The following is a 21,176-nucleotide window of genomic DNA, read 5'->3' as shown; positions in this document are numbered from 1 at the left end:
TAACAATGTAGTCTCCTACAACGCGCAAACCGGTGGGAAAAGCCCAGCGGGTCCAATCTAAGCCATGTCGACATCAAAGCCTAAAAGCTCCAAACTCATCTTCACGAGCACGGTTCACCCCATCCACTTCAAAGATTTGTCGGGTCACAACTTCGAGCGCATGGTCTTCGCAACGCTCTTGCGCATGCGGCCATGGCGGCGGCTGAACTGGCACGGGCAAACCGGCGGCGACGAAGGACGCGACATCATCGGCGTCTGCGAGGATGAACTTGGCAATGAGACCACTGTCGTGATCGCGTGCGCGAACTGGCAGAAGTTCACGCTGGCCAAAGCCAAGAAAGACATCAACCGACTGACGAGCACGCAAGCCAAGCCGCCCCATGAGGTCATCGTGATAGCCGGGGGGAACGTGAGTGCCGAGACCAAAGACAACTGCAAGACCCATGCGGACTCCAAGAAGATCACGATTTGCCAGGTGTGGTCTGGCCCGGATTTCGAGGAGCACCTGCGCTTTCACGCGCCGTCAGTACTTAACCGCTTCTTCTACGGGGAAGAGTTGCCCGACGACGAGGCGGAGCTTCGCAAGTTCATGCTGGAGCTCGATCCTGCGACCGCGAAAGAGGCTGGTTTGCTTGTCGCGCGGCTGTTCAACCGGCCTGCTTTTCAAACGCCTATCTACTGTGAGAGCTCAATGCCGGCATTCAGGCAGGCCATCGCGGACACCATAGGGGCCCTTAACACCGGCATTTGGCGCGACCGCGAGGGGGCGATCATTTCGCGCGTGCCGCCAAGCCACGTCTTCCCGGACGCGCGTGTCTCGGCGGGGCTCACGAGTTGCTCGAAGAAGCTCAACACGCTGCGCATGACGCTCGACGAAGGCATCAGGACGAACGCCATCCGGCCCTGTCAATGCAACAACCCGCTTTGCACGACCCACGAGATCGACCCGCCTTACCACGAACGGCTCGAGCAGGAGCGAGCCGAGGCGCTTCGGCAGGCCGCTGACGCTCTCGCCCTTCTGGGCGTTCAACTATCCTGACCAAGCGCTTGCGTGGCGAGGTCGAAGAGGCCGAACGCGTTGGCGCCGCCGGCGCTCCTGTGCATTGGCGAGACATCCGCTATCACGGCAGTCAGTCAAGGGGGGCTTGAGTATCATCCACCGCCCTTCTACTTGAGAGGTGCGCGGCAAGCTCAGTCACCGACCACATCGGTAAGGTCCTATGGATGATGCTGTGGCAATTGGAACAAAGGATCGCAAGATGCTCGAAAGACGTCGTTTCGCTTTCGCTACGACCGGCCAAAGGCTTTAAGTGATGCACCTCGCAAAATCCTGTACCTAGTTCGCCGTACGCAACTCGAAAGTCGAACCGGCAAGCTTCGCAAGCAAGCCGGCCCGTAGCCTCCAGAATGTCCCTTTTTTTTGCTTCGGCGAGTGCCGAGTCGCGTTCGCGGACAAGATGCTCAGTTAAATGAGTGCCCCCTTCCTCACCGTGTGAGTGGTGCGGTAGCTCTTTAAACATATGCAGCCCGCGAATCGAATCATCATCGGCTGGCGCCAGGAAGTGAGCCTCTAATTCAGTTGGAGAGGCACATTTTCGGGCCTCGTATGCAAGAAGCACGTCGACCGGAACTCGTACGTAAGCTGTCCCCTCACTGGTCGAGGTATCCGGCTTCACTACAAAGCCGACGGTTGCCCCATCTTCCCAAATGACTGCGTAAAGCGGCTCACCGTGCTTCGTGTAATTAATACGTGCGCGATGCGCGAACAAGCCAGGCGCGCCGTCATTGCGTCCATACAGCGCGTTATTTAGTGAAGTGTGACCACGCGCTTTTCGCCACCGCGTCTTCGTATGCACGGCTCGGTAGAAGATGGTTATCGATGTCATAGCCCCCCTCAGGTGAGTTTGGAACATGTTAGCGCTCAAATCTCACATGAGCAGGCGCGCAAGGACGTGACTCTCGTTGTGCTCCCCCATGGGGGAGGCAGACGCCGCTGGGGCATAGGGTCAGGTGGTGATTTTCTCGCACCAAAGCCGCCGATCTGTGCATGTGGCAGCTGCCACATGGACGTCCCCCCCAGAATAAACTTCGACACCTCGAATAGGACTTCAAGAGCAGAGCTATGCTGAGGTAGGTCGAGCAGTAAGTTGAATTCCATCTTCCAGCAGCTGCTCGAGGGCGACCTCTCTTGTCAAGGGTTGACCTACAGCCAAGTCAACGAGACCCCGGGCAGCGCGGCGCGCTAAGCTGCGAGCCGTAAGCCGCTCTTTGGTCGAGATCGGGTTGAGGTCGGCCCGACCGTGGATAAAGGCACTTCTAAGATCGAAAATTTGGCGAAACTGCGCAGCAGCGTCACCGTCGCCGACGAGGGCCGCAAGCCGGACCGCTACACGCTCTGTCGATTTCATGCGAGCTCTCGGATTGGCGCGGTCTTTCCTTGGACGGTGATCATCAACATGCCCCACGGCCGCCTCAATTGCAGTTATGTGAGCGAGGAACTCATCTACACCGTTTGCCTGAAAGGCACGTACCAAGAAGTGTTGAACTGGCGTGTCAAAGAGGGGAGAAGTCTGCGCTAGTTGCACGCTCGCCCACGCCGATTGGTTCATGAGCGGCAATTCCTCGAAGACTGCTTCGTAAAAGCCAACTCGAGCAGGCGCCTCAACCTCATGCTCGCCACCCCACCGATCGGTCCAGAATTCGGGAGAAAAAGTGAGATTGTCGGCCGATGGTGGCTCAGCTGGGAGCTTGAACGGGTCCGAATCGACTGTGTAAATCCAAGGAATCTGAAATCCGAAGATGTTCGTCCTGGGCATCGCGGTCCATCGTTCCCACGGAGCCAATAGGAGGAAAAACACGGCGTCGGCAACTGCTTCTGGCCAACCATTCTCATGGGGATGCACTGCCCCCCAGTCAGGATTGAATGGTTCCTCAAAGAACGGCGAAGCGCGACCAGAAGGAGAGTCTCGGACGAGTATCTCTTCGCGAACTACCAGCCATTGGAGTTGGCAGAGACTTTCGAGATCCAATTTGCCAGATGGGTGATGTGCCGCCACACGGTCAACTTCGAAGGCCATAGCAAGCTCCTCCCGTGAAAAGCTGCGGACGGTCGCCGTACCAAATTCGAGCCGAGGTAGTTCACCTGCCAGATCAAGAGGGCAAAAGTGCGTTCGCTGTTGCACTGTACTCTGGCACGCACCGATCAGCTGTGAAGCCACAGTCCGCAGGTCCAAGTCCACCCTATCCGGGGCGCCGCCAAGCGGAAGCCCCAGCGTTTTCAGAGCATTGCTGAAAGCAAACGCATCGCTGAATCCTCGCTTGTCGCTCCGAACATACGGCTGACAAGCTTCAATGACGCGCTTGAACTCTGGCATGGACCAAAGGTCATCGTAAGGGCTGCGCACCGCAGTCCAGAGACTTTGCAGGCATGTGAGGAGATACTGATCCAATTCTTCGCTCAGCTCGTAAAGTCCGGCACTAAAACCGTGCCATTCAATAGCGAGGTCGCCCTAGGCGTCCTCGACATACGTACGCAATGGCCTGCAGAGGCCGCGCTATTTTAGATCGGCACTGGACATGCCTCCCTCAGGCGTCGTGTGGCGATCTCTGCGAACTCCTAGTCCCGTCCAAGCCGCCATGGAGTTGCGCAAGCCGCGTAGTGCCTCCTCGCTCTCCGGGAACTTTGAGGGGTCGATAGCTTGACACCGAGCCCATGCGACATCAATACCGATGAAGTCCTCAATTGCATCCCTATAGAAGCGGCTGCTTTCTGTGGTGAATCGGTCGCCTGAAGTATGGCTCAGGACCCTCTGCTTCATGCGCACAACAATGCGCATGAAGCCTTCATCTGTCTCGATCATCCTGGCGACCCAGTCTCTCGGTTCATCGAGGGACCCGGAATAGTCTCGCCACCTGTAAAGCTGAAAAATAAGATCTGGGTCGGCTATTAATGCTCCGTCTCCCTCCGCAGCGCGCCCCCTCACCAGGGTCAACCACTCACTCTTCAGAGCCTCGACGGAATCATGGTCCAACTTGGGATCAAAATCACTGCGGAATCGCTCTTTGCGCTTAGTGTTCAACTGGATAAGGGTCGCAGCGACGGACAACGATTTGCTGGTGCGAAGCGCCTCCACCACCAGGCTACGTCGTCCGGCCTCCGGCACGCGTCCCAACACTGCGTTCACCGCCATCGCCATTGAAAAAACCGGAGATCTGAATTGGGAGCCGGCATGTTGATCCCGGAGCTTCTCTGCGATTCCAAACATGACCGAGATCAACCCGGCGGCATTGTCCGTCGGGAGCCGCTCGGCAGCTTCGTATAGTCTCTCAGCGAGCGCAGGCAGCAAACCTTCGTTTTCAAGTTCGAAGATTGACCCGGCTAATCCCTCCTGCGTCTCTGTGGCGGCAAGGAATGCAGAGAAGCGCTGCTCGGACATTTCGCCATCCGCCGTCTGCAGTTCGAAGTACCGCGAGAAGTGCCGAATTGAGCAAATCCGCTTACCTGCACTCCATGGTGCTCGTGATTCGCGCGTGGTAATGACACCCCCAACAGCATTTGCAAGAGGGGGAAAGAGATGGCGGATCGTCACTCGAGCGATAGCACGGCGCTCATCCGGAACGTTCTCTAACAGCCGCTCTTCTGCAGCCTCGTCTTGTTTCGGCTGTTCTTGGCTCCTCCGGCCGAGCTCCTGCAACAGAAGTCCTCTCTCTCGAAAGAGCGAGCCGTGGAGACTAGGTTCGAACACCCGGAGGGTCTCTAGGACCAGAAAATCCAATATATTCACCTCGAACGCATCATTGGCCCCATGCAATGGCAGATGCGCGGCAACGGACGAGATAAGTCGGCGCGCGTCTCGGAGGTTGCGCAGCCGCGGCTGGATACAGTCGACCAAGGCTGTACTCCACTCAATCTCGGAAAAACCATTTTCTTCTGTCGCGTAGAGTCCTGCTACCTCGGCCAGCTCCTCCAGAAAGATGCGACGCACAGCCGCGACCGGTACTACCGGCAGGTCGAAACTCGCCTGCACTATCTTTTCCAGGAAGGCGCGACCGTCGTTGTCGGCAACAGGATCAAGTGCTCGCTCCACGATGTTGAGCTGAAACAGCAGGACGAAGACGATGTTAGGCAAGTTAGCGTTGGCCTTAACTTGGCGCAGGAGCAGTCTGATTTGCTCCGGCTCCAGCCTGTCGATGTCGTCCACAAAGACAACCAGCGGACGATCCAGCTTACGAAGACGAGTCTCCAGATCTCCGCGCACCTTGTCTAACGGGTCACCAGACCTATCACGGCCGTGGTAAACCATTAGGCGCCCGACCACGGTCATGCAAATTGCTAAACCAGCGAGGGTAGCCGCCACCGTAGTAACCGCAGGCATATCAGAGCCTACTGCCGAAGCCACAGCAATCACCGACGCGCTAGTCAGGACAGTCGAGATTCCTTGACTATTCCCTCCCGCCGCCTTAATGGGCTTCGCGATGCCGCTTACGATCGCCCCGTAGCGCCGCAATGCTTCAGCGCGGCCTCGTGCAGCCTTCGACTGGTCGCCCCCGAGGCGATCTGCGATCTGTCCAAAGAGTTCACGGACTATCGCATCGCTATCGCCCCACTGCCACGGATTGAAATCGAGCCAGTCTGCACCTTGCCGTCTCTCATCGAGCCGCTCAGCGATTAGATTTTTAAGGGATGACTTGCCAAAACCCCAGCCCCCTCGAATGGCGAACACCCTGCCCTCGCGCGAATTGCGCTCCGACAACACGCCCGCTAAACGGCCAGCGAAGTCGGCCCTCTTCAGCCGGTCTTGGGTCACACTCCTAATCGGTGCATCTGCGCCCATTCCAGGGTCCGGTTGTTCGGCTCTCATAGCCTTCGCGCTCATCTTGGCCGCGCGGCGCGCCCACCATTTCCTGAGTCCGATCATTTGTCTCCGTTCACCTAAATTTCTTCGTTAACCGAAAAGACGCCCAGTTGCATTGCTTTGAATCGTTGCGGAATAGCCATGCGCCGTAGAAACGCTTCAAGCTGCTGCTCACCATTCCCGTTCATATGTTCGATGCCATCGACCGCCACGGACCAAATGGCGGCGTCCCACAACTGTTCACGTTCGGATGCCGATGCAGCGAGGAACTCGCGATGCGCATGATGTCCTCCCGTTTTGGAGGAAGGCGTCTTCCCCTCTCCATGTGCGAAAGGTATGTCTGTGCCCGCCAGAGCCTAGCCCGAGCCAGTATCCAGCGCGCGCACGACGTCAAGGAAGTCGAGATCCGTATAGAGCATCGTCGTTCGTGGGTCCTTATGCCTCATCGCCTTGGCAACGAGCCTCAGCTCATTTCCTTGAAGCGTCAGCGTAGTACCCCGGGTGTGACGAAGCCAATGGGTCGAAGCGCGCCGCAAAATTGCCGCTTCAGGCGACTTTGCTCCAACCCACTTCGCTGCTTCATCGAACTCCTGGCGGACGATGGCCCACACGCTTTGCCGCGTGCGCACCGACTTCCACATTGTCCGCCCGCGTCGTGCGCGCGCAGAGGTGTGCACCATCGCGTCTTGGGATGCAGCAGTGTGAGGCGACAGCACCAAGCCGTAATCCTCATCGTAGGCGGGGATCTCTGGAAGTTCGAACGCCTTGCGGTACCGGAAGAATGCCTGCATCACGTCCGAATCCAAGGGCACGATTCCAGTACCCCCCCCTTTTTGGTGGGAGATTTTCAGCGCCCAGTAGTGGCGCGCCGTCTTGGGATCGGGCACGACATGTACATCTGTCATGTTCGCCTGTGCAAGCTCGTTAGCACGCAGGCCCGTGCGCTCCAACAAGCAAAGCACGAACGCATTTCGCCAGTACGTCAGATGGTCTCGTGCCGTGCGGCGGGACCGCGTATCCATGTGCTGGCGAACCAGCTCAAGCGCATCTGGCGGCACCGCGCGCCCGCCACGATTCTCTGCGGTTCGAGGGGAGCGTGTCGCGGCGGCGAACGGATTGGTAGCCCTGTAACCCGCCTCCTGCCAAAAACTGAACAGTGTGTTCAGAATCCGCACAGTCGCCGCGATCGAGCTCTCGCCAAGTTTTCCCTTTCTGAACGGCGTCCAATCGGCATGGTCCGGCCGCAAGCCAGAAGGGCAAGCAAATTCGCTGACGCGCTTCCGCAAAAACGAAAGGTAGGCTGCGACTTCCTGATAGGTCCAATGGCGAAGCGGCGCAACGCCAAACCGTGTGCAGTACCAGTAGAGGCGACGCTGTTCTCGGCGATACGTGGCGAGCGTCGCTGGCGAAACAGGCCGGGCAGCCAAGATAGCAAGCCACACTTCAATCGCCTCCCAGTCATCTTGCACGTTTCCGAGCAGATGCGCTGTCGGGGGCGCGGGAGCTACAGAACTCGACGCACCGGTGATGAGGTCATTCACTCTTGTCCTCCAACTGCCGCCGCATAGCGTTCAACTGCTGGCGATGGCTGTCCACCAGCGCATTCGTATTGCGTAGAGCCTGGTCACGCGCGGCTATCGTCCTTTCGGCTGCCCTCAATTTGTCCTCAACGTCGCGCGTCTCCTTCCGGATCGCGTCGACTCGCAGCAGGTTGGCACGATTGTCGGCCGCGGCGCGCTCCTGCGTCAGCTGAATACCCTCGGTGAGCTGCCGGACTGTCTCTTGGAGTTCACGAAAGGCCTGCTGCATGCCTGCGAGCTCACCGCGCGCGGCCACGGCGTCGGCCACAGCAGCATCTCGCGCGCGAAACGCTGCATCAGCACGAGATTCAATTTCGGATGCACGTTGCCGAAGCCGTTCTACCTCCAACTGCTGCAATGCAGCCAGTTCGGCGGCCGAGTTCAACGCGTCCTCGCTACGGCGCGAAGCGCCAGCGCGCGCTGGGGCGGCGTCTGGCGCCGTCAACTGGATCTGATGGAGTCTAGGCATTGCCTGCGCGCCGCCCTTTTCGGCTTGGGGATGTCCATCTTGCCGCGCACGATAAGCAGAAAGCTCCGCCTGCACGGTCGTTGAAGACGGTGCACGGTCAGGGGCCAATGGGCGCAGCAGCTTTTGGAAAGTCTGCGCACCATAGACCTGGCCCGTGACTTCCACGACCAGGGGAATGAACGCGCGAAGAAATTCCCGATTGTTCGCACCAGGCATGGCCGATTCTATGGCCTGTACGCCCCGCGCGATAGGACGCGCTAGGTCATCGGGTAAAGGCAGGATGCTCGGGCGCGCCATTAGCGGTCCAAGACTCGCGGTTTTGAGGGAAGCGAATCCGCGCCTGGTTGCAATCGAAGGAGCAATCCGGAGCCCGAAAGCGCCTGCCATAAGACATCCGACCGGCTACGCCTAAGCTCCGTGGTGAGCAGGAGGTCATCATGACGGAGCGCAACGTTCACAAGCAGTTCGCCGGTCGGTGTGTGCGTGGCTGCCGACCGCCGTGTTGCGGCATCGGAGGCGCGTGCCAAGGCGCCTTCGAGTTCCTTGATGACGGCAGTAGTCGTTGGCACGTTGGGGAGACGTTGCAGGTAGGCGACTGCATTCTCGACCGCTAAGCGCAGAATGGCGGATTGATTGGAGTCTGAATTCACGTTTGTCCGTCCCGCGCTAGTCGCAATTGTGGCCAAGAATTAGTACCAGATCGTCACCGATCGGCATCCTCGACGCCCTACCTGGACCCAACAACACATCCATGTTTTGCCGAGTCGCATCGATTGGATATGTAGCTTGCCTCAACGACTTTAGGTGCACGCTGTTGACGGTCAAGCCGTGCTTGGCCAAGTACGCGGAATATGCGGATTGATGCTCGCGGTATTCATCGTTGCTGCCGAAATAGTCCATAGTTGGATTCTTGCAGCCAGCACAGAATTCCTCATCCGCGATGCCTGCCGCGATCAGTGATCCAGTCTCGTTGAGCGGCAACAGAAAGCCCCATCCGTCCAGCGTTTCGCAGCTGAATCCGCCGCAGGTAAAACCGCGTATCGCTTCCCAGCCATCGCCATCCCGCTGTATGCAGGAAAAGATAATAGCGGTAGGCCGATCAGCATCCAGGCTGGCTTCGATCCTCGAAATCATAGGGCTTGAGCTTCCTTGGGAGCCGTATGAGCGCTCGGGGAATCCACGCGTCGGAAGAGCTCACGCGCAGCGCGAACAAAATCCTGCGCATTAAGGTGCTGGGGATTTGGCCAGATGTTCCACCATGAAATCGCCGACACAGCATCAGCGTCGGAAGTCGCCTCGACGACCTGACGCATCTCTTCCACAATGGTCGGTCTGCGAGGATCCGCTGCATCCAAGCGGTCGTCGGGGCACAGCGTCTCGTAAATGGTCTGAAGACGCTTCGGAAGCGTGCGCCGGCGACGTGCTTGAGCAAGCTTGACCGCCTGCTTCGCCTCGACAGCCGGGATTTGCCACTTTTCGCAGAACTCATAGGCGGGATCGTTCGGCTTGCCGCCATAGCTCCAGCTGCCGTCCGGAAATCGGACGATCGTCCACAATTGCTCTTTCATGCTGATAATTCCTAATTGGTGGGCGAGTGCGCACGCTTCAGCGCGGCCTCGATCAGCCGCAGGTCTTCATCGCTGGGTTCGTGATCCAGGTGGACAATGGCCGCTTTGCTGTAGCTCGCGTCTCGTTGTACCGCGATCAGGCCAAGTTCTTCGCAGAACACGGTTGAAACGATTTCAGAGGTCGCGGTCACCTTAGGCGCATCGTCTTGACGATGCCTGCCGTCGACTTCAGCGCCTATCGCTAAAGTCTGCTTTCCGCCGCTCATTGGGCCAAACGGAAGGAGATAGGTGTCTCCATCTGGTCGACAGATTTCCAGAAAATTGGTGTGATCATCATTGCTCGGCGCATGACATGCAATCTCCTTGATCAGCGCTTCAAACCGGACCCGATCCTGCATCACGTTGCACTGCGTCGTCGCGTTGTGCCACAGCATAAAGACGCCATGAGCGACCGCCGCGCGCCGGGACTGCTCCGCTGGATCCGGATCTGCCGCCTTGGCGGCAAGCATCCGCAGCTCGCGCTCCGCGGCGGCGGTTAGCTGCTTGTAGGTCCAAGAATTCTTCATGAATGTTGATCCTGTTAAGGGCAGGTCATCGCGTGGGAGAGTCAGGGATTTCGCGCTGCGCCCCTGCTAGCGCGCCGATCTCCCCGAGCACTTCGTTCATCATTTCCCCATGTTCGCTGGGCATCTTGCCCGTGAGCATGAGGGCTGGAGGAATGGCCCCAAGCATTGCCACCATGGGCACAACGACGTACAGAGACGAAAAGTGAAATCTAGTCGTGCTATTGGGAATAGCCAGCCAAGCCACCAATGCCAGCACGCCAAGAAATACGACGAACAACGCTACCCCCGCCAAGTAGGTGAGGCGCACTTCCCGCCACCAAGCCGCGCGATCAGCCCGTACCTTTTCCTTGAACAGCATGTATGCCTCTTGCTGCGACGATTCCATTTTTTCCTCAAGATCGGGGCTAACTATCGATTGGTGATTTGCGCCGACGACCTCAGGTCGAGGGCGACCCCGCTGCGCGATCAAGCGCCGCCCACAGCGCCGGATCTGCAATGCGCTGCCTGGTATCGGCCGGCATCGAATGGGCGCCCTTGTCCAGAGCCGCCAGCGCGGCAGCCTGGTCGGCGCCATCCAGCACTCGGGCCACGACCAGATGGAACACCGGAATCTGCACGTTCCACGGGTCAGGCTCGCCGGAGAGCCAGGGCCGCAGGTGGTCGGCCACCGCCTGGTACCCGGCCAGCACGCGGCGCAGCTGCGCCAGGGCTTGGCGCACGGCGCCGGCCTGGCCAGGCTCCAGCGTCACCGTGAAGCCTTCGCGGTAGTCCGTCACTCCCGGGGCGTACCTGGCCATAAACGGCGATTGCGCGGCGCAGGTGAGCACGTCGCCCTCGATGCGGATTTCGTCCAGGTCAAAGCTGAGTCGCTCGTCCACGTCCACGCCCAGAGTCGCGCCCCGGTCGCGGTCCTGACCGGTGGCCTGGGCGATGGCCCGCGCCGTGGCCGATACGTGGATATCAATCTGGTCGCGCCCACCGGAGGGATGCACGTTGATGACCAAGCGGTCGCCCACGATCAGAAAGCCGTCGTGGTGGCGGATGGGGCTTACCAAAGGCGTGGCTTCGGCCATAGCTTGGGCCGGGGCTTTGCGTTGTGCCGCCGCCGGCACGAGCGCATCCGGTACTACGCCCGGAGCGGGCGCAAACGCCAGCGAGGCGTATTGCGACGCGTGATCGAGCTGGGCGGTGATCCAGGCGGCGTGCAGCGCGGCCGCCTCGGGTACCACGAACACGGGCGCGCGGACCCAGCCGTCAACCTTTTCGCCCATCCAGGCGCTTTCAAACAGCCGGTCGACGTGCCGCTCGGATAGCCCTTCGGCCACCAATTCCCCCGCCGAGCTGAGGTTGCAGTAGGCCTCGTCGAGTTCCTGGTAGGCGGCCGGGAACATCGAGTGCAAAGCGCGTTGGATGGCCAAATGCGCGGCATCGCGGCCGCCCGCGTGCACGAAGATCGTGAATGCCTCGCTGACAATGTGCGCGGGCAACGACACTACCTCGGCGCGCCACAAGCTGCGCCAGCCCGCGGGCAGTTGCTGGAGGGTGGAATCAGGGGTCTCTGAGGGCATCGTCATTCCGGGGTCGGCAAGATTGCTATTTATCGCGGTTGTTCTGAATGGCGGGCAATGCCGCCCGGCTCAATCAGGAATATTTGAGGGCTTCGACAAGAAGCTTTTCAAAGGGCACCAGCTCCTTGTGCCGGAACGCCCCGTACAGCTCGACTGCGTTCTCGGCCGTCCAGACGTCGTAGTCCATCGAATTGTCCACGGTCTCCTCCAAGTCGCGCGCGACCTTCAGGTCATAGCCGCCATGGGCCCGGCAGAACGCGCCCAGTACGCTCTCGCGGTTCGGTCCAAGTAACCCACCTGACGACGTTTCTGCCGCATGCACGGCTTGCATAGTCTCGACGCAATAGAGAAAGATGCTCGTACTCGTAAGACCTTCTTGAGCAACATTGGCGCCGTGCCATGTGATTTCAAAGGGCACCAGCTCCTTGTGCCGGAACGCCGCGTATAGCTCACCTACGTTCTCGGCCGTCCAGGTGTCGTAGTCCATCGAATTTTGCACGGTCTCGTCCAATTCGAACGCGACCTTCAGGTCAAATCCCACATGGGCTAGACAGAACGCGCCCAGTACGCGCCCATAGGTCGGTCCACGGAACCAACCTGACGACGATTCTGCCGCATGCACGGCCTGCGTTGTCTCGACGCAATAGAGAAAGGTGCTCGTACTCATAGGATCTCCTTGAGGCACATGGGCGACGTGCCATCAAAGGTACGGGAAGACCAGACGGCTTTCTAAGTGCTCCAGTTCCTCGCCCTCGATCGCTGCGTATCGCTCTACTGCGTTCTCGGCCGTCCAGACGTCGTAGTCCAACGAATTGTCCACGACGCTATCCAAATCGTACGTGGTCTTCAGTTCACGGCCGACATGGGCCAGACAGAACGCGCCAAGGACGACCGCATAGTCCGGGCCACGGAACCAGCTGGACGACTGTTCTGCCGCATGCACGGCTTGCTTTGTCTCGACGCAATAGAGAGTGATGCTATGACTCATAAAATCTCCAGACGCTACATTGGCGACGTGCCATGTAATTCTAGCTTTCGGTCCCCAGGACTGACTGACGCTTGGCATGCTCACTACGCTGCGCCACCGAGTCGGGCGACCCTTGGTTGGCGCCCGCCAGGCGCAGCTCGGTCGTGATGGCGTCTTTCAGCGTCGGATCGGCCGCGACAAACACCCCGCGCCTTCCTTTATCGGGCACGTGCCGCCCGCCGCGGCGCCGGTATTCGGCGTTGACCCGAGTCCAGAACAGGCGCTGCGCGTCCTCAAAGCGCGCGATCGCCGCCTTGACGCCGAGCGCCACGCCGAAGCTTTTGGCCGGCGCCGTGGCGCAGGTCGTGCCGAAGTGCTGCACCGCCCCGCTCTCGCGGTCCTCGATCCAGACCACGCGCTTCAGGCCCTGGCGGCCGCAACACCGGCAAAAATCCCGGTCGTCGGTCACGCCCAGCACCGCGAAGCGCGGGCCGGCCGGATGGCGTCCGCCGGCGTCGCCACCGTTGGCGGTGGGGTTCATGCGCGCGGCGCCGCGCCGGTGGCCACGCGCGCCTGGCAGAAGCTGGCCAGCGCGGCGGCGTCCTGCCCCCAGGTCTGGCCGGCGCATTCGCGGGCGGCGTTGCGCAGGAAGTGCGCCGCATCTGCCCAGTCGCCGGCGCCGATGGCGCGGTGCGCGAGCTGGCAGCGGGTGATTTGGTCGTCGGGCGCGGTCATCAGCAGGTCGTAGGCGGTGCGCATGCGGGAGTTCCGGGGCGGTTGGCGAGCGGCGCGACCGACGAGGCGGCGCGATATCGGTATATTAATCGGTATAGTTATACCGGGTCAATAACTGAAACCTGACATATGGCGCAATATGTCAAATTTCATAGCCCTAACCTACCGCGCAGAAAAGCAGACTCCCACAGGGGCAATTTTCGCAGCCGCCAGGGCGTCCACGGGCTTTTTTCAGGCAGATAAACCCCAAAACCTAGATTCCGGACATCCCCACACATGGAGTTGTCCGATGTCCAAGCCCATTTTCCGCTTACCCCGTCTGCCCGCCCTGGCGGCGCCTCTGTTGTTGTTTGGCGTGCTGCTGACGCCCATGGCGCCCGCCGGCACGCCCGCCCCGCGGCCCCCGCTGGTGGCGCCTGTCGGCGCGATGCCCCACAAACTGGAGTGCCGCCTGGGCGCGGCGCGCGCGGCTCGGTAGCGCCTGCCGACAGCGGCGCTGCCCACCCCGTCCAAGAAAATGCCCCTCTAAAGGGGCATTCAACAATACGTACATACGTAATTGTGTAGTCACGTCAGTAAACGGGCCGATCGAAACAAACAGCAGACCTACTGGGCGTGGGCCAACTGGATTCCGCCCGCCTCGCGTTCGAATGGGGCCGCCAGCGCGGCTGCGGTAGCGGGATTGAGCGAAGGATAGGCCACGGTGATCTGCTCCGCCGTAATCTTTGAGATAGTAGGTTCGACTCGGCGCAGAACCTTCACTGCATCACTATCCAACGCAAGAAGTTCGGCGACGAGATTCTTCGCTGCCGCGTAACTGGCGTACGAATCCGGGACGTACCGCCCAAACTCCTCCTGCACGTACTTATGGGCAAAGTAAGTCGCCAGACCCTCCTCGAAGGCGTTGACGACCCGCTCCCCAGTAGGGGAAAGCAGATGGACGCACTCATGGGCCAACTGATAGCAGGCCATCGGCATGTCGTTTATCACGTCAGTTGTGATCTGTATCGCGATATGCCCGCAATTCCCTGGATACCATATCTGGGGGTCTTCCTCTCGGAACTCAATTCCAAGCAATGTGTAGCTTTGGTCTCTTCGACCGTACGCGTGCTCAGCTTTGGCCAACATATCCCCAAGACGGGTTACCAGCGTCCATGAATACCCATTAGGTATACGTTTTGCAATCAAGGTCATACTGTTCTCTAGGTGGATCGTCGATGTAGCAGTATATCAGTGATGATTACTTTTTATTACATACTGCAGCTGCTTAAGCTCAGCACGCAGCGCGCTCGGGATAGGTGGCAGGAGCCGGCACTGAGCCCAGCTTGAACCCCAGCCGCGATGAGCGACGAATATGATTCATATATACATACCTACGTACGAATGTTTAATTCGCGATCAGCTGCGCCAGACTACGTTGACGTCGGTGAAGTCGACAGATAGGCTTGTCGATCTTTCATAATGTTACGAACACCCTAAGGAAACTCATGAGACTCTTCCCTCGCATCGGGTTCTATATCGCGACGTCGTGTCTTGCCTGGATAGGCGCCGCGCATGCACAGACGTCTGGCGACGGAGCTCGTGTGGTTGCTGCAAAACAGGTATCCCTCCTAGAAGGGATACCTGTTGACCAGGTCATGACGACGCTCAGCAGCGTCGACGGGGAGTGGGCGGCAGTGGTGACAGACTCCGTCAAGTCGCAATGCACCTTCAGGCTGATCCAGAATCCCCGCAAGAATGTCGAAGGATGGGAGATCAAAACGTACGAGTGCAAGCCTAAATAGGTGGCAAAGTCCACTCAGCTTTGGATTTGCGTCATCCAGTTTGGACATTGCACATGTTCGATATACAAGCGCAGACGCGCCCTGCAGCCGGACTTCAAGTTGCGCGGATAGCTGGGTGAGTCCCCCTGCCCGCCGCGAAGAAGCAGGCAATAGACCGAGCACCCGTGGCGTCGGCGCATCCACGCGCCCCGCCACTGTTTCAGCCGTCATGCGGGGCCGACGTAAGACAGCAGCCCCTGCTCTCGGACGTGACCAGTCAGAGCTGGGGACAGCCGGAATTGCCGCGTCACAGGTACCTGAAGGCTGGCAAACGGAGGGCAATTGCGGTACCGGCAGGGCTAAGTTAATTGCTTAGACTGCCGAAATCGAAACTCTTTCCAGTACCCCCATGGCCAACCCGTCGCAAACCGCACAACATGCTTGTGAACAGATCCTGATCGAGGATCGTCGCTACAACACCGAACACAACATTTGGCCGAGTCAGGTGATCGTGGTGGACCGGCTTCTTGCCCGACGCTTCGAATTGCTGGAGGCCTACGAAGAGTTGCATAGCAAACTCGACCCGCACCCAAGGGCCCTTTGGGCATTCTTCGATGTCCTCCTGGGTGCCGCCGCGCTCTGGAATCCGGAGAGAATCGCCCGGGCTCGGGCTGGCAGGACTGAGTTGGTTGCGACCAATGCCGATATTGCGCTCAAAGCCGCCGAGCTGGCGAAACTGCTACGGCAGCGCGAGCAACTACACAACACGTCCGGTTTCAAGAGCTACACCTACTATCACGTTGTTGACGTGATTGCGGCCGCAGCCCGGGACAACTATCTGTTTCGATCACATGTGCAGGAATCCCTGGACGCGTTGCGGAGTCATTTTGATTTGAAGTACTGGCCGTACCTTGCGGACGTCATAGAAGCAATCGCGCACGATGCCCAAGACACGGCGGCCGAACCTTCCGACCCGGTGACGGCGGCTGCGACCGCGGCACGCCGGGCTTCGCTAGTCGACTTTTTTAAGGCATGGTTCGCGGGCATCGAACAGAATCGCATGTCCCGTGGGGGGTTCCTGCCCCCAAGTATCAAGCTCAGCGACGCAACGCTCGCTGCACTGGTTAACTGCGCCTTGGATTTGGACCCTGACGTCTCGGTGGACGGTCCATACGTGAAACGGCTTCGACAGGGTCTCCGCCAAGCGCAGGCGGCTGCTCGCGCGCCCAGCCACGACGGCGGCAACGGGATTTCGGATTAGGAGAAGGGGGATTCGGCTTGTCGCAGGTCAGTGAACATGGCCGGTACACTGGCGTGCCGGTTGGCGATTATTCTTCACGTTCACTTGACCTCACATCGCTCATGGAAGACCTTAAGTACACCGCAGTCGATGGCGTGTGGCTCGACGGCTTGGAGTTTTGCCGCCAAGCGTACCGCCTGTTTGAGCGTTTATTGGAAGCGCCCGATGGCGTGACGCGATTGCGCCTCCGTCCCACCTCCTTTGAAAGGAAGCTGATCACAGAAATTTTGCCACTGGCGCACTACCTCAAAAGCAATTATTCCCTCAGAAGATACATTGACGTTTGCTGGCACAGCGGGAATCAATGCTATGACGCAGAATTTCGGCAACGCGGCGAGTCTGTCGAGCAGCGGGGTTTGCCGAAAGACGGATTTTTTGAAATTACGACGGCGCAACATCCCGATGATCACCTGGCGCGCGAACGCCTGGAAAAAGAGGGCATTTTGTTCAGCGTGCATAACCTGAGCACCACCGCCACGAAACGTGATCCGAACCGAAGGGTGCTCTCCGAGCCCTTCGTCTTCACAAACGGCAGCTTCATCGAGCACATGGCAGACTTCATTCGCGGGGAGATCGTGAGTAAGGCGGGTAAGGGATACCCGGCGGGCTTCACGCTAGTCATCCAGTGCACGTTGAACACCGTTTATAGCCCTGAAGACTGGGCGACGCTTGTCGGGCAAGTCCAGAACAGTCTCCCCCAAAGCACCTTCGGCGAGATTTGGATGTGCGACGACAACTTTCCAGACGAGAGAAGAGCGACACTGATCCTCCCGCCCTAAACGCTCGGAGGCTTATTGCCGCCGGCCTGATCTCCTTGGCACATGAACGCTCGGCTGCTGGGCGCAGTTGCGGTACCTAAGCTGCCGTCAAACTTAATCGCGATTATGAGAGTTCTTCATCACGCAGGATTACCCTGACTGGGCGCGATCGGCCATTGCGTGCTCCGGCCTGCTTGACGCAGTTCCCAGACACTTGACCGGCGCTTGGGCACCAGTCGCGGGCCGGCGCCCCCAGAGAAACGCTTAGTGGTTCGTGGGACCGTGAGAGTTCTTCATCACGCAGGCTGCTCTCACGGGATGCGATCGGTCATTGCGTGCTCATGGTCAACTACAGGCAGTTTCTCCCATACACGTGACCCGGCGCTTGGGCAGCAGTAGCTGGCCGGTGTCGCGCAGCGGGCCCCGAAAAAGCCCGGCTTTGCACGTGCTCGTGAGAGTTCTTCATCACACAGGCGTGGCGTAGAGAGAGAGAGAGAAACCGTGGCGGGGCTTGGCTCGTCTTCGGCGCGCTGCAATTCCACCATTCCGCATGTGGCAGACCGCTCCCCGCTTTCGTGCTTTCTATTGGACCCGGGCGTCACTCACTAGACGTCAAACTTTTAACGATGGTCCTGCGCTTCTATCGGCCGTGCAGGCGCCTGCGCCGCCGCATCTTGCCAAGGCACCCTAGTCATGTCCAGACGATGGTGAATGTTGGCAATAGGCCATCGCGCGCCGCTGGTCACCTTCGGTAGTTCTTCCCAAGCAAAAGGCATAGGTACACCGAGGCCCGGGCGAATCCGCGCTGATTAGGCCGCGCCCGTTGTCGCATCACCGACCTGGCAGTGAAGGGCCCACCAGGCGCTACATGCCGACGCTAGGCAACTTAGATGCGAGAACGCTTACGCAAGGCCACATCGCGCATACCCGCGGAAATGACAAAGGCGAAAAAAACTATCAGCGGCGCGAGGACCACGAAAAATGCCGGCGCCCAAATCCAAGCTGACGTGTACAGTCTTAAGGCCATAAGTGGAGCCAACACGATTGCCAGGTAGACGAGCGCGGAGGTGCGTTCCATCAGCCAGAAATGTGCCCCGACACAATGGTCGCTGAAACTCGACCAGACATCGACAATCCTCTGCATACATGCTCCGGTGAAAGCGTTCATCAATTAACAGTGCGTGTCTACGGACGCTGTCGCGCCTGCAGCTAGTGCAAAATATCACGTCGGCCTACTCAAAGGGGGCACTGGACATCGCTTGCGTTGCCTCTTCCCCCCTTTTGGCGCCTCTCAGGGAATTATTTGCGATGTGTAGCCATTACCAGACCTTGAAGGACGCCGACTTGCTGCTCAAGAAGTTCGGCGTGCGCGAGAAGCCGGCCCCACTCGGCAAGTACGACATGTGGCCGCGCTACCAGGGCGTGTTCGTGCGTCGGCCGGTGGAGCATGACACGGGCGACGAGGCAGTGCCGGAGCGCGAAGCCAGTGTGGGGCGCTGGGGCCTGATCAGCGCAATGACGAAGCCCGACGGCCTGGACAAGGCGGGCAAGCTGTCAACCTTCAACGCGCGAAGCGAGACGGCGCCCAAGTCCTTCACTTTCGGCAATGCCTGGCGCCGGGCGCAGCACTGCATCATCCCGGCTGACGCCATTTTCGAGCCCGACTGGCGATCTGGCGCCGCAGTGGCCACTCGCTTTACCCGCGTAGACGGTGCGCCGATGGGCATTGCCGGCCTCTGGGATCGCTGGCGCGACTCAGCCGGCCACCTCCAAGAGAGCTACACAATGCTAACCATCAATGCGGACGATGATCCGCTGTTCCGCGACTACCACCAGGCCGGAAAGGAAAAGCGAATGGTCGTCATCCTGCCAGAGGGCGCCTACGGCGACTGGCTGACGGCGCCGGCCGACGCTACCCGAGACTTTCTCGTGCCCTACCCAGCCGACAGGCTAATTGCCACTCCGCAGAAATAGCGACAAATTCGGAAACAGTGTTTCGCGCCGTAAAGGTTTTTGACGTCGGAAATGCCGAGCGCGACACTGGCAGCTCACCGTTCGGTCCGGAGTCATTGAAATGCTCGATGAGATCCGCAAACAGGGCGCGCAGGCTGCTTCGCAGGGGCATAGCCTGCTTGAATGCCCGTTCTTTCGTCTTGATCAGCTTCCTGCGCATAGCAAGGTGCCAGTGCACGCTTGGCGGGTGAAAGTGGAGGCGTGGGAAGCGGGTTGGCGCGCGTTCCAGGAAACCAGACGCACTCCCAGCGACACGCAGCATTGACACGCAATTGGGCCGGGGCTTCCGGCCCTTTTTGTTGTCCATTACACTGGATATCTGTACAGTGTTTTCGACCATGCCGTTCAAAGCCCCCCTCACCCACGCCGACCTCCGGGCAATCCGCGAGCGTCAGCCCTGGAATCCCGACGTGATCGCCCTGTTATGGGAGGTCAAGCGGATGCGTTCGGTCCTGCTGCGCGCCCATCAGCTATCAGACGACTTCAAGCGTCCAGCCGGCATCACGGGCTGCCTCTACGATGATTTCATGAACGGACTCCGGGATGAGCCATGCGTGATCGAGCGCGACCGAGATGTCCAGGAAATGATGGAACCGCCCGACAAACTAAGGAAGGGGATGGCACCTCGCTAAATGGCTGGCGCTACCACCGCAGCTGCGTACATCCCATTGATGGCTCGTCCCCCTCCCCTCTGCTGGACGCTTCTAGGATCTAGGACGGGATCTGGGCGCACTTGTCCCCGTTGGGCCTAGGGATGGTCCGATTGGGACGGGGGCGGGGCTTGACGCCGGCGCCGGTCCTACAGCCGGTACAAGTTTGTGTGTCCTCGCCAGGTGAAGGAAGGCGCGCGCCGGTATCACCACCACCCCAGTCGACGTTACACCCATCACCACGCCCATCGCACTGCTACCGGACTGTCGGCCTTCGTTCTCTACCTGAGGCGACGCCCGCAATTGCGCGAGGAAATGGAGATAGTAGGCTATGGTCTTGCAATCCGTTCCCCATTCCCTCGGCGGGCACTGAGGCACATCCTTTTCCTCTGCGATTGAGGCGTATGGCGTGCAGCGCAAAACGAAGCCCGCACGATCCGCTTGGCCGAAAACGAACTGATGTCCCTTCTCAGCAAAGTCACGGATCTGCCCGAGCTGCTCTTCAGGAAGCATCTCGGAGTGTGCAGTCACCAATTCTTGGAAGGCGCCTTGGAACGCTTCACGGAAGTCCTTGTTCTCTAAGTCAGGCCGCCGAGCGACTCCCCCACGAACTTGCGGATGCTTCGGAACGAGAAACATCGGATATTTATTGAACTCGGAAGGTATTTCGGCACGTGTGCGTTTGAACTCAATGAGGCATAGACCACCCAACCCCCCCAGCAAAAGATCACCCCAGTTCTTCTCCGGCACACCTGCGAACGGCAGAGCGACGCCACTGCCCAAATGTTTGAGCACAAACATGTACTCAACGGTTTTCTCCCACCACGCAACGCCAGCACTCACAGAGCCTCCAAAATCAAAAATCTTTGGCGCGTACGCAAGCGCATTGGCACCATCCAACGGGCGTGCAATCGTCGCTGACACCCTCCTCACCCTTACAACACGGCCTTGTTCGCACAGTTCCGAATCGTCAGCTTCGCGCAGTAGTAGCCTTGGCTGGGCCCACGCCACTGTTTTACGGCTTCACTAGAAAACCGATAGAACCGAAACTCATCTGGCTTGTGATCTGCTTCTCGCAGCTTGCTTTTTGGGCCCAACACGACAATTAGCTCGTCGTAATGCTCGGGATTTCCAACATTGATATTGTTCCCCGCGACTGAGTTGTTGAACTTCACCTGGACCCGCTTACCTTCGTGTGTGCCGTCATGGCCGGGCAAGCGGAGCTCGTCAACAAGCGCGATACCAAGCGAGTCCGCACACAAGAATTCGCCGAGGTCGCCTAGAAATCTCGATGATCGAATTACCTTGAGTACCTCTAACTGTTGGACTGCTTCGAAAAAATTGGCGATAGCGACGCGCTGTTCAGGACTCATTCTTCGACAAC

Annotated in this window: 24 protein-coding genes; 7 read left to right on the top strand and 17 right to left on the bottom strand. The window is 59.2% G+C overall.

What is annotated here, in order from left to right; all coding sequences use genetic code 11:
• The first annotated feature begins 64 nt into the window (after positions 1-64).
• Positions 65-1,039, top strand: a complete 975-nt coding sequence (locus tag RAS12_RS30795) for a restriction endonuclease (RefSeq protein WP_306952016.1) — start codon at positions 65-67, stop codon at positions 1,037-1,039.
• A 91-nt stretch (positions 1,040-1,130) separates the two neighbouring features.
• Here the strand turns inward: RAS12_RS30795 and RAS12_RS30790 are convergent, their stop codons facing one another.
• The 14 genes from RAS12_RS30790 to RAS12_RS30725 form a co-directional block, all read right to left on the bottom strand.
• A complete protein-coding gene (locus tag RAS12_RS30790) occupies positions 1,131-1,913 on the bottom strand; it encodes an HNH endonuclease (RefSeq protein WP_306952014.1) in 783 nt (260 codons plus the stop codon).
• 207 nt (positions 1,914-2,120) lie between these two features.
• Positions 2,121-3,374 carry a hypothetical protein gene (locus tag RAS12_RS30785; protein WP_306952012.1) on the bottom strand — a complete coding sequence of 418 codons (1,254 nt, stop codon included), beginning with the start codon at positions 3,372-3,374 and terminating at the stop codon, positions 2,121-2,123.
• Positions 3,375-3,554: 180 nt separating this feature from the next.
• Positions 3,555-5,918, bottom strand: a complete 2,364-nt coding sequence (locus RAS12_RS30780) for a KAP family P-loop NTPase fold protein (protein WP_306952010.1) — start codon at positions 5,916-5,918, stop codon at positions 3,555-3,557.
• 293 nt (positions 5,919-6,211) lie between these two features.
• Complete coding sequence (locus RAS12_RS30775) at positions 6,212-7,396, bottom strand: tyrosine-type recombinase/integrase (RefSeq protein ID WP_306952009.1); 1,185 nt, start codon at positions 7,394-7,396, stop codon at positions 6,212-6,214.
• Positions 7,389-8,120: a hypothetical protein gene (locus RAS12_RS30770; RefSeq protein ID WP_306952006.1), complete on the bottom strand. Its 732-nt coding sequence runs from the start codon at positions 8,118-8,120 to the stop codon at positions 7,389-7,391. Before RAS12_RS30770 ends, RAS12_RS30775 begins: the two co-directional genes overlap by 8 nt.
• 450 nt (positions 8,121-8,570) lie before the next feature.
• The gene (locus RAS12_RS30765) at positions 8,571-9,038 is read right to left on the bottom strand and encodes a hypothetical protein (protein WP_306952003.1); all 468 of its coding nucleotides are present in this window, start codon (positions 9,036-9,038) and stop codon (positions 8,571-8,573) included.
• Positions 9,035-9,472: a hypothetical protein gene (locus RAS12_RS30760; protein ID WP_306952002.1), complete on the bottom strand. Its 438-nt coding sequence runs from the start codon at positions 9,470-9,472 to the stop codon at positions 9,035-9,037. The genes RAS12_RS30765 and RAS12_RS30760 overlap by 4 nt, the downstream gene beginning before the upstream one ends.
• A gap of 11 nt (positions 9,473-9,483) precedes the next feature.
• Complete coding sequence (locus tag RAS12_RS30755; RefSeq protein WP_306952000.1) at positions 9,484-10,038, bottom strand: hypothetical protein; 555 nt, start codon at positions 10,036-10,038, stop codon at positions 9,484-9,486.
• Between the two features lie 25 nt (positions 10,039-10,063).
• Positions 10,064-10,423, bottom strand: a complete 360-nt coding sequence (locus RAS12_RS30750; protein WP_306951998.1) for a hypothetical protein — start codon at positions 10,421-10,423, stop codon at positions 10,064-10,066.
• Positions 10,424-10,475: 52 nt separating this feature from the next.
• Positions 10,476-11,606, bottom strand: a complete 1,131-nt coding sequence (locus RAS12_RS30745) for a hypothetical protein (protein ID WP_306951997.1) — start codon at positions 11,604-11,606, stop codon at positions 10,476-10,478.
• A gap of 73 nt (positions 11,607-11,679) precedes the next feature.
• Positions 11,680-12,273 carry a hypothetical protein gene (locus tag RAS12_RS30740; RefSeq protein ID WP_306951995.1) on the bottom strand — a complete coding sequence of 198 codons (594 nt, stop codon included), beginning with the start codon at positions 12,271-12,273 and terminating at the stop codon, positions 11,680-11,682.
• Between the two features lie 33 nt (positions 12,274-12,306).
• Positions 12,307-12,594, bottom strand: coding sequence for a hypothetical protein (locus RAS12_RS30735; protein WP_306951994.1), 288 nt, complete (start codon positions 12,592-12,594; stop codon positions 12,307-12,309).
• A 40-nt stretch (positions 12,595-12,634) separates the two neighbouring features.
• Positions 12,635-13,114: a hypothetical protein gene (locus RAS12_RS30730; RefSeq protein WP_306951993.1), complete on the bottom strand. Its 480-nt coding sequence runs from the start codon at positions 13,112-13,114 to the stop codon at positions 12,635-12,637.
• The gene (locus RAS12_RS30725; protein WP_306951991.1) at positions 13,111-13,332 is read right to left on the bottom strand and encodes a hypothetical protein; all 222 of its coding nucleotides are present in this window, start codon (positions 13,330-13,332) and stop codon (positions 13,111-13,113) included. Before RAS12_RS30725 ends, RAS12_RS30730 begins: the two co-directional genes overlap by 4 nt.
• Positions 13,333-13,597: 265 nt before the next feature.
• On the opposite strand from RAS12_RS30725, the gene RAS12_RS30720 reads away from it, so the two are divergent.
• Positions 13,598-13,786 carry a hypothetical protein gene (locus tag RAS12_RS30720; RefSeq protein ID WP_306951989.1) on the top strand — a complete coding sequence of 63 codons (189 nt, stop codon included), beginning with the start codon at positions 13,598-13,600 and terminating at the stop codon, positions 13,784-13,786.
• A 128-nt stretch (positions 13,787-13,914) separates the two neighbouring features.
• Here the strand turns inward: RAS12_RS30720 and RAS12_RS30715 are convergent, their stop codons facing one another.
• Positions 13,915-14,502 carry a hypothetical protein gene (locus RAS12_RS30715; RefSeq protein ID WP_306951987.1) on the bottom strand — a complete coding sequence of 196 codons (588 nt, stop codon included), beginning with the start codon at positions 14,500-14,502 and terminating at the stop codon, positions 13,915-13,917.
• Positions 14,503-15,480: 978 nt separating this feature from the next.
• On the opposite strand from RAS12_RS30715, the gene RAS12_RS30710 reads away from it, so the two are divergent.
• Positions 15,481-16,332 carry a hypothetical protein gene (locus RAS12_RS30710; RefSeq protein WP_306951986.1) on the top strand — a complete coding sequence of 284 codons (852 nt, stop codon included), beginning with the start codon at positions 15,481-15,483 and terminating at the stop codon, positions 16,330-16,332.
• Positions 16,333-16,349: 17 nt separating this feature from the next.
• Positions 16,350-17,150 (top strand): hypothetical protein, encoded by an 801-nt coding sequence (locus RAS12_RS30705; RefSeq protein WP_306951984.1) that lies wholly within the window; start codon positions 16,350-16,352, stop codon positions 17,148-17,150.
• Positions 17,151-18,015: 865 nt separating this feature from the next.
• On the opposite strand, the gene RAS12_RS30700 is transcribed toward RAS12_RS30705, so the two are convergent.
• Positions 18,016-18,273 (bottom strand): hypothetical protein, encoded by a 258-nt coding sequence (locus tag RAS12_RS30700; RefSeq protein ID WP_306951983.1) that lies wholly within the window; start codon positions 18,271-18,273, stop codon positions 18,016-18,018.
• A gap of 164 nt (positions 18,274-18,437) precedes the next feature.
• Here RAS12_RS30700 and RAS12_RS30695 point away from each other — a divergent pair, with 164 nt between their 5' ends.
• The 3 genes from RAS12_RS30695 to RAS12_RS30690 all read left to right on the top strand — a co-directional run bounded on the left by RAS12_RS30695 (position 18,438) and on the right by RAS12_RS30690 (position 19,774).
• Positions 18,438-19,103, top strand: a complete 666-nt coding sequence (locus tag RAS12_RS30695) for an SOS response-associated peptidase (RefSeq protein ID WP_306951982.1) — start codon at positions 18,438-18,440, stop codon at positions 19,101-19,103.
• A gap of 100 nt (positions 19,104-19,203) precedes the next feature.
• Positions 19,204-19,407 carry a CrpP-related protein gene (locus tag RAS12_RS31125; RefSeq protein WP_371321327.1) on the top strand — a complete coding sequence of 68 codons (204 nt, stop codon included), beginning with the start codon at positions 19,204-19,206 and terminating at the stop codon, positions 19,405-19,407.
• Positions 19,408-19,480: 73 nt separating this feature from the next.
• On the top strand, positions 19,481-19,774 hold the full coding sequence (locus tag RAS12_RS30690) for a hypothetical protein (RefSeq protein ID WP_306952088.1): 294 nt from the start codon (positions 19,481-19,483) through the stop codon (positions 19,772-19,774).
• A gap of 953 nt (positions 19,775-20,727) precedes the next feature.
• Here the strand turns inward: RAS12_RS30690 and RAS12_RS30685 are convergent.
• Positions 20,728-21,165, bottom strand: coding sequence for a hypothetical protein (locus tag RAS12_RS30685; protein ID WP_306951981.1), 438 nt, complete (start codon positions 21,163-21,165; stop codon positions 20,728-20,730).
• Positions 21,166-21,176: the final 11 nt, after the last annotated feature.

The organism is Achromobacter seleniivolatilans (assembly GCF_030864005.1).
GTDB classification, from domain to species: domain Bacteria; phylum Pseudomonadota; class Gammaproteobacteria; order Burkholderiales; family Burkholderiaceae_B; genus Achromobacter; species Achromobacter seleniivolatilans.
The sequence above is the reverse complement of the archived record's forward strand: the minus strand, read 5'-3'. Positions and strand labels throughout refer to the sequence as shown.